The organism is Dokdonella fugitiva (genome assembly GCF_004342425.1).
Lineage (GTDB): Bacteria > Pseudomonadota > Gammaproteobacteria > Xanthomonadales > Rhodanobacteraceae > Dokdonella_A > Dokdonella_A fugitiva.
Window position 1 is genome coordinate 223364 of the sequence record NZ_SLWQ01000006.1, and the last position, 15148, is coordinate 238511.

Annotated in this window: 14 protein-coding genes; 9 read left to right on the forward strand and 5 right to left on the reverse strand. The window is 69.5% G+C overall.

Annotation, left to right across the window (positions count from 1 at the left end; genetic code table 11):
• The first annotated feature begins 27 nt into the window (after positions 1-27).
• From EV148_RS12300 to EV148_RS12325, 6 genes are all read left to right on the forward strand, one after another.
• Entirely contained in the window at positions 28-1200 is a 1173-nt protein-coding gene (locus EV148_RS12300; RefSeq protein WP_131998635.1) for a thiolase family protein, read from the forward strand.
• Between the two features lie 163 nt (positions 1201-1363).
• A complete protein-coding gene (locus tag EV148_RS12305) occupies positions 1364-1867 on the forward strand; it encodes a hypothetical protein (protein ID WP_131998637.1) in 504 nt (167 codons plus the stop codon).
• A gap of 301 nt (positions 1868-2168) precedes the next feature.
• Positions 2169-3776 carry a carboxyl transferase domain-containing protein gene (locus EV148_RS12310; protein ID WP_131998639.1) on the forward strand — a complete coding sequence of 536 codons (1608 nt, stop codon included), beginning with the start codon at positions 2169-2171 and terminating at the stop codon, positions 3774-3776.
• A 236-nt stretch (positions 3777-4012) separates the two neighbouring features.
• Positions 4013-4855, forward strand: a complete 843-nt coding sequence (locus EV148_RS19075; RefSeq protein ID WP_131998641.1) for a tetratricopeptide repeat protein — start codon at positions 4013-4015, stop codon at positions 4853-4855.
• Between the two features lie 304 nt (positions 4856-5159).
• The gene (locus tag EV148_RS12320) at positions 5160-5672 is read left to right on the forward strand and encodes a bactofilin family protein (RefSeq protein WP_131998643.1); all 513 of its coding nucleotides are present in this window, start codon (positions 5160-5162) and stop codon (positions 5670-5672) included.
• Positions 5669-6040 (forward strand): hypothetical protein, encoded by a 372-nt coding sequence (locus EV148_RS12325; RefSeq protein ID WP_131998645.1) that lies wholly within the window; start codon positions 5669-5671, stop codon positions 6038-6040. The genes EV148_RS12320 and EV148_RS12325 overlap by 4 nt, the downstream gene beginning before the upstream one ends.
• A gap of 231 nt (positions 6041-6271) precedes the next feature.
• Here EV148_RS12325 and gorA read toward each other — a convergent pair whose 3' ends face one another.
• The 3 genes from gorA to EV148_RS12340 all read right to left on the reverse strand — a co-directional run bounded on the left by gorA (position 6272) and on the right by EV148_RS12340 (position 10855).
• Positions 6272-7621, reverse strand: a complete 1350-nt coding sequence (gene gorA / locus EV148_RS12330) for a glutathione-disulfide reductase (RefSeq protein WP_131998647.1) — start codon at positions 7619-7621, stop codon at positions 6272-6274.
• A gap of 163 nt (positions 7622-7784) precedes the next feature.
• Positions 7785-9587, reverse strand: coding sequence for a CocE/NonD family hydrolase (locus EV148_RS12335; protein WP_131998649.1), 1803 nt, complete (start codon positions 9585-9587; stop codon positions 7785-7787).
• A 14-nt stretch (positions 9588-9601) separates the two neighbouring features.
• On the reverse strand, positions 9602-10855 hold the full coding sequence (locus tag EV148_RS12340) for an NAD(P)/FAD-dependent oxidoreductase (protein WP_131998651.1): 1254 nt from the start codon (positions 10853-10855) through the stop codon (positions 9602-9604).
• A gap of 306 nt (positions 10856-11161) precedes the next feature.
• On the opposite strand from EV148_RS12340, the gene EV148_RS12345 reads away from it, so the two are divergent.
• The gene (locus EV148_RS12345) at positions 11162-11473 is read left to right on the forward strand and encodes a hypothetical protein (RefSeq protein WP_131998653.1); all 312 of its coding nucleotides are present in this window, start codon (positions 11162-11164) and stop codon (positions 11471-11473) included.
• 115 nt (positions 11474-11588) lie between these two features.
• Entirely contained in the window at positions 11589-12077 is a 489-nt protein-coding gene (locus tag EV148_RS12350) for a C40 family peptidase (RefSeq protein WP_131998654.1), read from the forward strand.
• Between the two features lie 72 nt (positions 12078-12149).
• Here the strand turns inward: EV148_RS12350 and EV148_RS12355 are convergent, their stop codons facing one another.
• Both EV148_RS12355 and EV148_RS12360 read right to left on the reverse strand, forming a co-directional pair.
• Positions 12150-12638 carry an FKBP-type peptidyl-prolyl cis-trans isomerase gene (locus EV148_RS12355; protein WP_131998656.1) on the reverse strand — a complete coding sequence of 163 codons (489 nt, stop codon included), beginning with the start codon at positions 12636-12638 and terminating at the stop codon, positions 12150-12152.
• A gap of 56 nt (positions 12639-12694) precedes the next feature.
• Positions 12695-13936: an MFS transporter gene (locus tag EV148_RS12360; protein WP_131998658.1), complete on the reverse strand. Its 1242-nt coding sequence runs from the start codon at positions 13934-13936 to the stop codon at positions 12695-12697.
• Positions 13937-14055: 119 nt separating this feature from the next.
• On the opposite strand from EV148_RS12360, the gene EV148_RS12365 reads away from it, so the two are divergent.
• Positions 14056-14715, forward strand: coding sequence for a class I SAM-dependent methyltransferase (locus tag EV148_RS12365; protein WP_131998660.1), 660 nt, complete (start codon positions 14056-14058; stop codon positions 14713-14715).
• The last annotated feature ends 433 nt before the right edge of the window (positions 14716-15148 follow it).

Genomic DNA, 15148 nt, shown 5'->3' on the forward strand with positions numbered 1-15148 from the left:
CCGACCCATCCGTCCCGGAGGATTTCCATGTCCGATATCGTCATCGTCGGCGCCAAGCGCACCGCGATCGGTTCCATGCTCGGCCAGTTCACCGGCGTGCCGACGCCGACGCTCGGCGCCGCGGCGATCCAGGCCGCGATCGAACAGGCCGGCGTCGCGCCTGCCGACGTGTCCGAAGTCATCATGGGCTGCGTGCTGCCGGCCAACCTCGGCCAGGCGCCCGCGCGCCAGGCCTCGCTCGCGGCGGGCCTGCCCAAGTCGACCGGGTGCACCACGATCAACAAGGTCTGCGGCTCGGGCATGAAGGCGATCATGCTCGCCCACGACCTCATCAAGGCGGGTTCCGCCGAGATCGTCGTCGCGGGGGGCATGGAGTCGATGACCAACGCGCCACATATGGTGTCCGCGCGCGGCGGCCTGCGCTACGGCGATGCCAAGCTCGTCGATCACATGGCCTGGGACGGCCTGACCAACCCGTACGATGGCCAGGCGATGGGCGTATTCGCCGAAGCGACCGCCGACAAGTACGGCTTCACGCGCGAAGCGCAGGATGCGTACGCGATCGAGTCGGTGCGGCGAGCGCAGGCGGCGATCACGTCCGGCGCGTTCGCCGCGGAAATCGTTCCGGTCAAGGTCGCCACGCGCAAGGGTGAGATCGAAGTCGCGACCGACGAGCAACCGGGCAAGTCCGATCCGGCGAAGATCCCGACCCTCAAGCCCGCGTTCCGCAAGGACGGCACGGTGACGGCGGCGAGTTCGTCGAGCATCTCCGACGGCGCCGCCGCGACCGTGATCATGAGCGCGGAAGCCGCCACCCGTGGCGGCCTGAAGCCGCTCGCGCGCATTGTCGGCCACACCACGCTGTCGCAGGCGCCGGAATGGTTCACGACCGCGCCGGTCGGCGCGATCGATGCGCTGCTGAAGAAGGTCGGCTGGAAGGTCGACGACGTCGATCTGTTCGAAGTCAACGAGGCGTTCGCCGTCGTCGCGATGGCGCCGATGAAGGACCTCGGCATCAGCCACGACAAGCTCAACGTCAACGGCGGCGCGACCGCGCTCGGCCACCCGATCGGCGCATCGGGCGCGCGCCTCGTCGTCACCCTGCTGCACGCGCTGATCGCGCGGGGCGGCAAGCGCGGCGTCGCCTCGCTGTGCATCGGCGGCGGCGAAGCCACCGCGATCGCGATCGAACGGATTTGATCGTCCGCGGCCGGGCGGCAGGCGCCGCCCGGCCGCGCTCACGAACCTGAATGCCCTGCTAGAATCCCGCCGGTTACACCGCGCGGACGATCGCGTTCGCATCTTCGGGCCGCAGGGGCTGCCTACGCAGGCCGACGGCCGCCAACGGGAGGAGGCAGACCAGATGACCAGCAAGATCCTGAAGCTCGCGCTCGGCACGGCCCTGATCGCCGCGCTTGCCGCGTGCGACGATTCGCAGAAGCAGGCGCAGGAGGCGGCCGACAAGGCGGCCGCCGCGGCCAAGCAGGCCGCCGCCGACGCGCAGGCGGCGGCGAAGAAGGCCGCCGACGCCACCGCCGCCGCGGCCCAGCAGGCCACGGAAGCCGCCAAGCAGGCGGCCGAGACCGCCAATGCCACGGTCGCCGATGCAGCCAACCAGGCCGCCGACGCGTCGAACAGCGCCGCCGAGCAGGCGAAGGACGCCGCCGCCAAGGCGGTCGAGGCGAGCAAGGAAGCAGCCGCGAACGCCGGCGCGATGATCAAGGAAGGCGCCGAGGCGACCGGCGCGGCGATGAAGGCCGCCGGCCACGAAGTCAAGGAAGGCGCGAAGGAAGTCGGCCACGAGATCGCCGAGACCGCGAAGGACGCGAAGGACGCCGCCGCGGAAGCCGCGAAGAAGAAGGAGTGATCCGCGCGCGCTGCAGCGCGCGACGATCGACACGCACCGGCCGCCTCGCGCGGCCGGTCGCGTTTTCGCGGCTTGCCTTTATCCATCCTGCACGTTCGCGCCGGCCGCAATGGCGACGAACGCTACTGCGCCGTGGTGCCCGCGCTTGCAAGAGGATCGCGGCTTCCGCCGCTCCCACACGAACGCGGCGCGTATCGCCTGCAAGCGCACCCTCAGCCAGCCCTCGCCCCCCGAACGACAAGGCTGGCCTGCGCCCCTGCGCTGTGCTTTCATCGCATGATTCCGTTCCCGCGCCGATGCCATGCCGCAGATCCGTTCGCAGCTCGACCTCCGCTCCCCCGAATTCCAGGCGAATGCCGCGCATCTGCGCGCGACCGTCGACGACCTGCGCGCGCAGATGGCGAAGGCCGCGCAAGGCGGCGGCGAGAAGGCGCGCGCGAAGCATACCGAGCGCGGCAAGCTGCTACCGCGCGAACGCATCCGCGCATTGCTCGACTCCGGCTCGCCGTTCCTCGAACTGTCGCCGCTCGCCGCGCACGGCATGTACGACGACGCCGCGCCCTGCGCGGGGCTCATCACCGGCATCGGCCGCGTGCACGGCATCGAAGTGCTCGTCATCGCCAATGACGCGACCGTCAAGGGCGGCACGTACTTCCCGATGACGGTGAAGAAGCACCTGCGCGCGCAGGAAGTCGCGCTCGAGAACCGCCTGCCCTGCATCTATCTGGTCGATTCGGGCGGCGCGTTCCTGCCGCTGCAGGACGAGGTGTTCCCGGACAAGGAACACTTCGGCCGCATCTTCTACAACCAGGCGCGCATGAGCGCGCTCGGCATCCCGCAGATCGCCGTCGTGATGGGTTCGTGCACCGCCGGGGGCGCGTACGTGCCGGCGATGAGCGACGAGACGATCATCGTCAAGGAACAGGGCACGATCTTCCTCGGCGGCCCACCGCTGGTGAAGGCGGCGACCGGCGAAGTCGTCGACGCCGAAACGCTCGGCGGCGCCGACGTGCACACCTCGATCTCCGGCGTCGCCGACCACTTCGCCGAGAACGACGCGCACGCGCTCGACATCGCCCGCGGCATCGTCGCGAGCCTCAACCGCCGCAAGGACGTCGCGCTCGCGCTGCGCGAGCCGCGCGAGCCGCTTTACGCGGCGGAAGAACTGTATGGCTGCGTGCCGCGCGACACGCGCATCCCGTTCGACATCCGAGAAGTCATCGCGCGCATCGTCGACGGCTCGGAACTGCAGGAGTTCAAGGCGCGCTACGGCAAGACGCTCGTCACCGGTTTCGCGCACGTGCACGGCTACCCGGTCGGCATCGTCGCCAACAACGGCATCCTGTTCGCCGAGAGCGCGCTCAAGGGCGCGCATTTCATCGAATTGTGCAACCAGCGCAACGTGCCGCTGGTGTTCCTGCAGAACATCACCGGCTTCATGGTCGGCAAGAAGTACGAACAGGCCGGCATCGCCAAGGACGGCGCGAAGATGGTCACCGCGGTCGCCTGCTCGCACGTGCCCAAGTTCACCGTCGTCATCGGCGGAAGCTTCGGCGCCGGCAATTACGCGATGTGCGGCCGCGGCTACCAGCCGCGCTTCCTCTGGATGTGGCCGAACGCACGCATCAGCGTGATGGGCGGCGAGCAGGCCGCGAGCGTGCTCGCGACCGTCCGCCGCGACGGCCTCGAGGCGGCCGGAAAGGCCTGGTCGAAGGAAGAGGAAGAAGCGTTCAAGTCGCCGATCCGCGAGCAGTACGAACGCCAGGGGCATCCCTATTACGCGACCGCGCGCCTGTGGGACGACGGCATCATCGACCCGGCCGATACGCGCCGCGTGCTCGGCCTCGCGCTGTCGGCGAGCCTCAACGCCCCCGTCGAGCCCGGCCGCTTCGGCGTATTCCGCATGTGAACCATGGAAGTCAGGGGACGTGCTGCCTCTCGCGGAACCGCGGCGATCCTCTCGGCCTGGCTGTTCGACCTCCGGAAACGGCGCCGGGCGCTGCGCGACGTCGTGCGCCAGGAGCGCGCCCGCATCGCCGCGCCGCCGCCACGCGGCTTACGACGAAGAATGTAGTACGAATACTTTCGTTGACAAGGCGGCGGCGCCGCGCTAGGGTTCGTTCCAACACCCAGTGGAGCTGCGCCATGAATCTTCGTGCGATGTGGCTGTCCGGTTCCATCCTGCTGAGCGCCGCCGCGGCGGCGGGGGACGACCTCCCTCCCCGCTACGATTCGCGCCACAACGTCGAGCGCCCCGCGAGCAGCCGCTACGCGACGCCCGAGGACAAGGGCCGCCCCGGCGAGAAGTTCTACTTCGACGCGGTACGCGCGATCGCCGGGAAGGACTACTCCTTCGCGATCAACATGTACGAGGTGTCTGCATCGTGGGCGTACAAGCCCGCGCAGTACAACCTCGGCGTGATCTACCTCAAGGGCGAAGGCGTGCCGGTGGATCGCCCACGCGCGATGGCATGGTTCGCGCTCGCCGCCGAGCGCGGCGACGCCGACTACGTGCAGGCACGCGAACTCCTCTACGCCGACCTCGACAAGGACGAGTTCGCGCAGGCGAACGCGATATGGCGCGAACTCAAGCCCAAGTACGGTGACGCCGTCGCCCTCGCGCGGGCGAAGATGCGCTGGGCGCAGGTGAAGGCGGAACAGACCGGTTCGCGCGTCGGCGCGCCGGGCAACCTCAAGGTCGGCAGCGTGGGCAGCAGCGTGCGACCGGTGCGCCTGTCACCATCGGGTCGCTCGGAGGCCAACGGCTTCGCGAGCTCCGCCTTCGGCGTACTCGGCGGCAGCAGCGAGGACGGGTCGACCGCCTATCGCCAGTTCCGCGAGAGCGACAATCCGTACGACCCGAAGTTCGAATGGCGCAGCACGCCGACGCCCGAGGGTACGGTCGTCGTCGATCCGCTGCTGCCCGCAGCCGCGAATGGAGGGTCCGACGGCGCCGACACGCCGCCGGCGCGAACGCGCTTCCACTGAGGGCTGCCGCAAAAGGCGCGTGTCGTCGGACGACGCGCGGTGCATCCGACGACGGCCGGATGCCGCCGGATACCCCCTGGGTCCGGTCCCCGGCGGTGCGGCCCAGGAAGGTGCCGCACCGCATTCCACGCGGTGCCGCGGGGGCGGCGATGGCACTGCGGTTGCATGATCACCGGGTTCGTTAAGGGCGCAAAGATTTCGTTATACTTCAAAATGTTAACGCGCGTTTCGTGAGTGACATCACAGGTTCAGGATCGGCTTGCCGACTACCCTCGGGGCTCCCCTGAAGCGGAGTGCGCAACACATGGCCATCTTCAACCAGCAGCCGTCGGCAAAGAAGGAAACGCCCAGCTTTGCCCCCGAGCCGACGCCGATCGCGACCAAGGAACCCGCTCCCGTGGCCGATTACGCGAGCCCGTCGCCGGCCTATCGCGCCGAGCGCGTCGAAGCGAAGGAATCGCTGATCGCGTCCGACATCACGATCGAAGGCAAGATCGAAGGCTCGGGTCATGTGCGCATCGCCGGTCGCTTCAAGGGCGATGTCAACGTGCAGGGCGACCTCACGATCGAAAAGGACGCCAAGCTCGCCGGTGGCGTGCGCGCGAAGAAGGTGACCGTCGCCGGTGAACTGGAAGGCAACATCGAAGCCGCTTCGCAGGTCGACCTGCTGCAGAGCGGCGTGCTCGTCGGTGACCTCAAGGCCGGATCGCTCACCGTCGCCGCGGGATCGCGCATGCGCGGCCAGGTCGAGTTCGGCTGGGAAGAGAAAGGCTCGTCCAAGGCATCGCGCAACGCCACCGAGAACGCCGTCGCGTGAATGCGCCCCGACCGCGCGTCACGCGTGTCTGCCCGCATTGCAAGGCGACGATCCTCGCCAGCGCCGCGGTCTGCCCATCGTGCCGGCATCACCTGCGCTTCGACCCCGCGGCCGCGGCCGCACGCGCGCAGCACGCGATCTCCGCGCTGCGCGTCGAAGGCACGGTACGCCAGCCCGCCGACACCGAGGCCTGGGAATATTCGATGGTGCTGTCGATCCGCAACGAACGCGGCGAGGAGATCGACCGCAAGATGATCGGCGTCGGCGCGATGAAGCCCGGCGAGCAACGCACCTTCGCGCTCGCGGTGGAGATCTATGCGGGAGATGGCGAGGGCGGCGGCGGCGGGTCGCCGTCACGGGCGCATTGAGGGCTGGAGGCTGGACAGGCTTGCAGCCCTCGGCCAACACGCATCTTGCTGGCGACCCGGCGGTTTTGTGGGAGCAGCGGAGGCCGCGATGCTCTCGACCAGCGAAACGGGGCGCATCGCCTGCAGGAGCCCGCCCTGTGGGCGATCGCAGCGTCGCAGCACGCCGAGGCGCAACGGTCGCGCACGGGGTGCTCCTCACCGAGTGTCGTGTGCGCGCTCCGTGGAACACCCCTACATGAGCACGAATTCCTCCGCGGAGGTCGGATGGATCGCGACGGTCGCGTCGAAGTCGGCCTTGCGCGCGCCCATCTTCACCGCGACTGCAAAGCCTTGCAGGATCTCGTCGGCACCGATGCCGATCATGTGCAGGCCGACGACGCGCTCGTCCTCTCCGACGCAGACGAGCTTCATGCGCGTCCGCTCCTCGCCGCGCGCCAGCGCGGTGAGCATCGGGCGGAACTCGCTGCGATACACCTTGACCGCCGTATCGCCGTGCTGCGCGCGCGCGGCCTCTTCGCCGAGCCCTACCGAGCCGATCGGCGGGTGCGCGAACACGACGGTGGGCACGTTGGCGTAGTCGAGCTTCGACTCCGGCTTGCCGCCGAAGACGCGGTCGGCGAGGCGTCGCGCCGCGGCGACGGCGACCGGGGTGAGCGCGAGCCGGCCGGTCACGTCGCCGACCGCGTGCACATTGGCGACATTCGTGTCCTGCCAGTCGTCGACCTGCACGAAACCCTTCGCATCGAGCGCGACGCCCGCACGCTCGAGATCGAGCCCCGCCGTCACCGCGTGGCGACCGGTGGCCCAGATCAACTCGTCGAAATCGCCGGCGCTGCTGCCGTCGGTGAAGCGCAGCAGGTATCCCGGCCCCGTCGCCTCGACGGCCACGGTCTTGCGCCTGAAGGCGAGCTCGATGCCGCGCCTCGCCATCGCCGCGGCCAACGCGTCGCCGAGTTCGTGGTCGAACGCGGCGAGCAGGCGCTCGCCGCGCGCGACCACGGTCACCTCGCTGCCGAGCGCGCGCAGCACGCCGGCGAGTTCGACCGCGATGTAGCCGCTGCCGACGATGGCGACGCGGCGCGGCGCCGCACGCAAGGCGAAGAAGCCGTCGGAATCGATACCGAGTTCACCGCCGGGAATCGGCTCGCGCAGCGACTTCGCGCCAGTCGCGATGAGCACGCGCCCGGCCTCGAGTTCGCGCGTCGGGGTGGCGATGCGGTCGGCCGCGAGGAAGCGGCCGGGCTCCGCGATCAGCTCGACGCCGACGTCCTCGAAGCGGCGGCGATACGCGGCGTGGATGTTGTCGATGTAGGCGCTGCGACGGGCAACGAAGTCCGGCCAGCGCAACGCGCCCGGCTGCACGTCGAAACCGACCTCGCGCGCGATCTTCTGTGCTTCGGCAAGCTCCGCCGCGAACCACATCGCCTTCTTCGGCACGCAGCCGACGTTGACGCAGGTGCCACCGAGCGCACCGGGCTCGAGCAACGCGACCTTCGCGCCATGGCGCGCCGAACGCACCGCCATCGCGATGCCGGCCGACCCCGCGCCGAGCACCACCAGATCGTACCGCCCGCTCGCCATGCTCTCGCCTCACGCGACCAACCTGCGCCCGCACGTCGGGGCCACCGCGCCGATATCAAGGACCCGGCTGCCTGTCTACCACCGCTGCGCGCCGACCAAAACGAAACCGAAGGAAAGCGCAGGCTCTGGCTTTGCTTCGCTCGTCCGTCTGCTTGACGCGCCGCTAGTTGCCGACCGAAGACGCGGCCGCGATCGGCACCGTGAGTGCGCTCGGGTGCGCGGCGTCGTGGTAGAGGGTGACGGTGACCTTGCGTGCGTCCTTGCCCGATTCCCCGGCGACGACGCCGCCGGCGTTGTAGTTCTTTTCGGCGTACATCGAGTTGACCGGCGCGATCATGAGGCGCAGGCGGCTGCCCTTGGCGATGCGGCGCGCGACGAAGCTGAAGCGCGAGAAGTCGTAGCGTTCGATCACGCCCGGCTTGACCGGCTCGGCCTCGCGCAGGCTCTTGCGGTAGCGCGCGCGCAGCGAATCACCGGCGAGGTAGACGCTGCTGCCGTCGGCTTTCACCTCGGTGATGCCGACCATGATGTCGGTGTCGGGCTGGTCGAGCGAGATCCATGCAGCGAGCTTGAAGAAGCCGGCGATGTCGGTGTCCCGGGTGAACAGCGGCGAGTGGTAGAACAGCGCCTTGCCCGAGTAGAGCATCGCGCCACGCTGGTCGAGCAGGCCGTTCGGCGACTCCTCCTGCTCCCATTCGACCGAACTCGTGTCGAGCGGATCGTAGACGTAGCGGTCCGGCTTGCCGCCGCGTGGCTTGTCGCGCTTGAGGTCCCCGGAGGCGAACACGTCGTTCGCGCGCGCGTCGACCGAATCGAGGTACCAGGTGTCGCCGCGCGCGGTGATCGCGTCGAGGCTCGGCGAGTAGCGCCATGCCTCCTCGCCGGTCATGTACCAGGCGACCTTGTCCTTGAGGAACGCCGGCTTGCCGGCGCCCTTCATCGTCCAGTCGTACCAGTCCTTGTGCAGGGCGTTCATGTCGAGCATCGAAGCCGGCCCGAACTTGAGCCCGCCGACTTCCGCCTTCGGCGTGCGCGTGCCGGCATGGTCCCACGGCCCGATGACGAGGTAGTGGTTGTCCTTCGCCGGTGCCGAGCCGTACTGCATGTGCTCGCGATAGAACGCGAGTGCGCCCGGCTGGTCGCCGTCGTACTGGCCGGAGATCGACAGGATCGGCAACGAGAGCTTCGCGTACTGCTCGGGCGTGGGGCTGTAGCTGTCCCAGTACGCATCGAGCGTAGGATGATCGAGCCAGGCCTGGAAATGCGGCGACGGATTGCCGACCCAACGGTCGAGTTCGCGGAACGGCGCGTGCGCCTCGAACCAGCGGCGGAACTGCGCCGCCCAGAACGCGCCATCGCCGAAGATGCCTTCTTGCGAGGCGCGGCCGCTGACGAGGGTCAGCCACTGCGTGTCGTAGGAATAGAACATGTTGTGCTGCATCGGGTAGTCGATGCCGGGCTTGGGCGAGGCGACCGGCACGATCGTGGCGAGATGCGGCGGGAATTCCTTCGCGCTCGCCCACTGGTCGTAGCCCGCGTAGGAGCCGCCCCACATCGTGACCTTGCCGTTGCAATACGACTGCCCGGCGAGCCATTCGATCACGTCGTGCCCGTCTTTCGCCTCCTGCAGCAGCGGCGTGAACACCCCTTCGGAATTGCCGCGTCCGCGCACGTCGACGGTGAGGAACACGTAGCCGTGCGCGGCGAAATACATGCCGCGCTCGTGGTAACTCTGCGAGATGTACGGCGTCAGCGTGAACACGCAGGGCAGCGGCGCCGGCTGCTCGCGCGGCTTGTACAGCGTCGCGTTGAGACGCACGCCGTCGCGCAACGGGATCTTCACGCCCCACTGGAACTCGACCGGATCGCCCGGTTTCTCGTCGGCCTGCGCGGCGAAGCAACCGAGTGCGAGCGACAGCGCGATCGCGCGCAGCCAGGGTCGATGCAGCGGGGTGGTTCGTTCCATGCGGGCTCCGGAAATCAGTGGAAACGGGTCGGCGCGAACGGCGCCACGTCGAGCGAGGGCGTGCGGCCGGCGACGAGTTCGGCGACGAGCACGCCGGTGCCGGCCGACATCGTGACGCCGAGCATGCCATGCCCGGTCGCGAGCACGAGGTTGTCGATGCGTGGCGCGCGGCCGATCACGGGCAGGTCGTCGGGGATCATCGGGCGCCAACCGTACCATTCCTCGACCACGTCGGGTCCTTCCGGCTCACGCAGGAACGCGCCCGCGCCACGCCTCAGCGCATCGAGCCGCACGCGCGTGAGGCGTTCGTCGTAGCCGGAGAATTCCATCGTGCTGCCGAGGCGATAGCCCGAGCCCCACGCGGTCACGCACACGCTCGGTTCCTTCAGGGTCATCGGCACGCGCGGGCACAGCGCCGGCCGCGTGTAGGTGATCGAATACCCCTTGCCCGGCTGGATCGGAATGCGCAGGCCGAGCCGGCGCGCGAGCAGCGGCGACCAGGCACCGAGCGCGAGCACGACGTCGCGGCCCGCGTGGCGGCCGTTCGACGCAACGACCTCGGTGATGCGCGAACCGTCGAGCACGAAGTCCTCGACGCGCGCGCCCTCCTCGATGCGCCCGCCCGCGGCGCGCACGATGCGCGCGAGTTCGCCCACGTAGCGGTCCGGTCGCAGCGATGCGTCGCCAGGATAAAACAAGCCGCCGACGACGCCGGGTTTGAGCGCCGGCTCGCGCGCGAGCGTCGCCGCGCCATCGAGGACGTCCACGCCGACGCCGAATGCGGCGACGCGCTCGGCTACCGCGCGCACGTGCGCGAAGTTCGCCTCGTCGCGGAACACGCTGAGCGTGCCGCCCGCTTCGAATTCGCAATCGAGCGCTTCGAGACGCACGAGTTCCTCGATCAGCGCGCGCGAGCGCAGCAGCAGCGGCGCCTTCGCGCGCGTCGCCCGGGTCCAGTCGGCGTCGTTGCAGCGACGCGCGAAGGCGAGCATCCAGCGCGCGAGTGCGGGATCGAGGCGCGGGCGGATGCGCAGCGGCGCGTCAGGCTTGAACAGCCAGCGCAATGCCTGGGCGATCGTGCCCGGCGCCGCGAGCGGTCCGGCATGACTCGGCGTCAGCGTGCCGCAGTTGCCGTGCGAACTCGCGCAGCCGGCCGTGCCCTGCTCGAGCACGGTCACGCTGCGACCCTCGCGCAGCAGGTAGTGGGCACAGGCGAGGCCGATCACGCCCCCGCCGAGGATCACGACGTCCGAGGTTCGAGCAGTCATGGCGACGATTGTACGGACCGTGGCGCGCATCGTGCGGTTCGACGTTGCGGGACGTTGCGCGGCGTCGCGCATCCGGCGCGCGCAGTGCCGCTCGCGTCGGCGCATCCGCTGGCGTGACGCAACGGGAGCCCCGCTGCCGGGGCTGCGTCGCATGCGCGCGTTGCGGTCCGCCGTCGCGTGCGACGGGCGCGAATCGGCTCCGTCGCAAGGCGGAGGTCGGCGCAGTGCACGGCGCGAACGATGAAATCTGGCATCAAATGTGCAGTTTTCCCTGCAGGGGCATACCGCCCGGTGGGGAATCCGCACATGAAGGTCTCGACGAACGAACTGCTGCTGGCCCTGCGGGCGCCGAATTCCGGCTGGCTCGCCGCGCTCATCTGCGCGCTCGACGAAGCCATGCAGGACCCGGATTTCGCCGAGCCGCAGCGCGAAATGGTGCGCAGCCTGCTCGACGCGGGCAGCGTGCCGCATGCGGTGGCGCAGGCGGCGAACGAGCGCCTGACGCGTTTCGAGGAAACGGTGAAGGACCTGCATTCGCTGCTCGTGATCCCCGAGCCGGAGGCTCCCGCCGCCCCGCCCGCGCGTCCGAAGTTGACACTCTGTGTAACCGCGGCCTGAGTCCGGCACCCGGGCGGCGACAAAATCGGTCAATCCCGGACCAAGGGTCCCCGCCATTCCCGGCAGCCACCGGGCACGCGTTGACGCGTCCCGCCGTTTCGGCGAGCGTTGTGTCATGACGCCGTCCCTGCGCCTCGCCGCCGTTTCCGCGCTCGCCCTTGGCCTCGCCGGCTGCGGCTCGTTGCCGCGCCGCGGCGAACCGCCATTGGTCGCCGGAACGCCGCGCGCCGGCGCGGCCAATGCGGTGCTGTTCCGCGCGATCGCCCTGGTCGGCACGCCGTACCGCTGGGGTGGCAACACGCCCGAAAGCGGTTTCGACTGCAGTGGCCTCGTCGGCTACGTCTACCGCGACGCGGCGGGCGTCTCGCTGCCGCGCACGTCCTCGGCGATGAGCGAACTCGGCCGGCGCAAGCTCGCCATCGATCTGCTCCAGCCCGGCGACCTCGTCTTTTTCGAGAGCGGCCGCGACATCGGCCACGTCGGCATCTACGTCGGCGAACGCCGCTTCGTGCACGCGCCGAACAGTGGCGGCACCGTGCGCCTCGACAGCCTCGACGGTGCCTGGTGGAAGGACCACTTCGTGTACGGGAAGCGGATATTGTGATTGGTGATTGGTGATTGGTGATTGTGAGACAGCTTTGCCGAATCACGAATCCCCAATCACCAATCCCGAAAATCAATGCTCGTGCCCACCCGCCCCATGCGCGTGGCGATGCGCGACTTCTTCCTCGCTCGCGTCGCGGATGGCGGTGATCTCGACGTCGAACGTGAGCGTCTTGCCGGCGAGCGGATGGTTGAGGTCGACGTCGATCACGCTCGAGCCGATCTTGTGCACGACCACCATGCGCGGGCCCGCTTCACGCGTGTTGAGCACGGTGCTCATGCCCGGCTTGAGGTGCTCGGGATGCTCGAAATATTTCTTCGGCACGCGCTGCGTGAAGTTGGCGCGACGCTCGCCGTAGGCGTCGGCCGGCTGCACGACGACTTCGAAGCGGTCGCCGACGGCGCGGCCGAGCAGCGCCTTCTCGAGGCCGGGGATGATGTTGCCGTGGCCGATCAGCACGCTCAGCGGCTCGCCGCGCTCGCGCGACGAATCCACCGGCTCGCCGCCGCCGTCGCTGACCACGTAATGGAAGGAAACGACCTTGTTCGCCTCGACGTTCACCCGCGTGCTCCAGTATGAAAAAAAGCGAGCGAGGATAGCAGGTTGCGCCTGCCTCGTCATTCAGCCGCGGGCGCCCTCGCGGCGAAGCGCGCGCCATGCGCCTCGGGTCCGAACGCCGTCACCAGCGCGAGGAGCACGGCGACCACCGCGATGAAGCTCGCCATCGCGAAGCCGTAGTCGCCGCCGCGCTGGTCGGCGAACCAGTTGAGGAACGGCGCCGTCGCCGACGCGAGCAGATTGCCGCCCTGGTAGGCGAAGCCGGGCAAGGTTGCGCGCACCGCGTCGGGCGACAACTCGTTGAGGTGGACCGGCACCACGCCCCAGGCGCCCTGCACCATCACCTGCAGCAGGAACACGCCGACGCCGAGCAGGATCACCGAGCCGCCGAACGCCCACAGCGGGACTGCCGGCAACGCGAGCAGCGCCGCGGTCACGATCGCGCGCCGTCGCCCGACCTGCTCGGACCAGGAACCGAAGAACAGCCCGCCGACGATCGCGCCGAGGTTCAACGTGATCGTGAGCCAGGCGACCGTCTGCGTGTCGAAGTGGTGCTGCTCCTTGAGGAAGGTCGGGTACAGGTCCTGCGAGCCGTGGCTGAACAGGTTGAAGCACATCATGAGCACGACGAGGTAGGCGAACAGGCCCCAGCGCCCGCGCATCGTCGCGATGAAGCCCGGGCGCGCCGCGGCCGACGCGCCGCCGGCGGCCGTCCACACCGGCGACTCGGGCACGTGGCGGCGGATGTACAGCACGAGCAGCGCCGGCAGCGCGCCGACGACGAACATGCCGCGCCAGCCGATATGGTCGAACAGCAGCAGGTAGACGAGGCCGCCGAGCAGGTAGCCGCAGGCATAGCCTTCCTGCAACAGCCCGGACACGGCGCCGCGCGCCTTCGGCGGGATCGACTCCATCGCGAGCGATGCGCCGATGCCCCACTCGCCGCCCATCGCGATGCCGAACAGCGCGCGGATCACCAGCAGCGCCGCGAGCGACGGCGCGAACGCCGACGCCGCCTCGAGCACGGCGAACAGCACGATGTCGACCATCAGCACCGGGCGCCGCCCGTAGCGGTCGGCGAGCCGGCCGAACAGCCATGCCCCGAGCGGCCGCATCGCCAGCGTGAGCATGAGCGAGAATGCGACCTCGGTCTTGCCGACCTGGAATTCGCGCGCAACCTCGGGGATCACGAAGACGAGCAGGAAGTAGTCGAACGCATCGAGCGTCCAGCCGAGGAAGCTCGCCAGCACCACCTTGCGCTGGCGCGCATCGAGTTCGCGCAGGACCGCGAGGAAATTCATCGACGACCTCGTCCGGACGAAGGATGCTGAACGCTACCACAGCCCCGTGGGTCCACCGCGCTTCCCGCCGCGCGCACGTGCGGCTACGCTCGCACGTCCAGCACGAGGACGCCGGCCGCATGCCGCACGCTGCAGACAGGGACATCGCACGCCGCGTGGCCAGCCGCTATCGCCGCCCCTGGCATCGCGACTACGCGCGCGCGAAGCTGCGCATGGATCCGGTTTACGACGCGGTCGCAGAGGTCGTCGACGGCGAGCAGCCGCTGCTCGACATCGGCTGCGGACTCGGCCTGCTCGGCTTCTACCTGCGCGAACGCGGCTGGCGCGGCGACTACCTCGGCGTCGACTTCGACGCATCGAAGGTCGCCGAAGCGCGCCGCGCCGTGAACGGCGAAGCGAACCTCGTGTTCGACGACGGCATCGCGCAGCGGCTGCCGCCGTTCCACGGCCATGTCGCGCTGCTCGACGTACTGCACTACCTCGGGCGCGACGAACAGTCCGCACTGCTGCGCGAAGCAGCCGCCCGCATCGCGCCCGGAGCCGCGCTGGTGGTACGCAGCGTGCTGCGCGATCGCGGCTGGCGCTTCCGCGCGACCGTGGTCGAGGAATGGTTCCTGTACGCCGTGCGCTGGATGCGCAGCCCGGCGAAGCACTACCCGCTGCGCGCGGACATCGAACAACCCCTGCTCGACGCCGGCCTCGCCGTCGACGTGCACCCGCTCTGGGGCCGCACGCCGTTCAACAGCTTCGTCATCGTCGCGCGCCGCCCGCGTACGTAGGACCGTACGCGCGCAGAAGCGCGCGTAGGGCGGTACGTGCGCCGCGCGTGCCCGCGGGAGCGCCTGGCCCGCATCGCCGCGGCGGGACTCGCGCTGCGCGCTCGACCCGCCCTACGCGCTCGAGCCGCCCTACGCGCTCGACCGGGCGCCGCGATGCCGCGTAGGGCGGTACGCGCGCAGCGCGTGCCGCCGAAGCGCTCGACAAAAGTGAAAAGATGCACGTTTCCGGGCTTTGGCTTTACACGTCCCCGCATCGCCGCGGCGGGACTCGCGCTGCGCGCTCGACCCGCCCTACGCGCTCGAGCCGCCCTACGCGCTCGACCGGGCGCCGCGATCTCGCGTAGGGCGGTACGCGCGCAGCGCGTGCCGCCGAAGCGCTCGACAAAAGTGAAAAGATGCACGTTTCCGGGCTTTGGCTTTACACGTCCCCGCA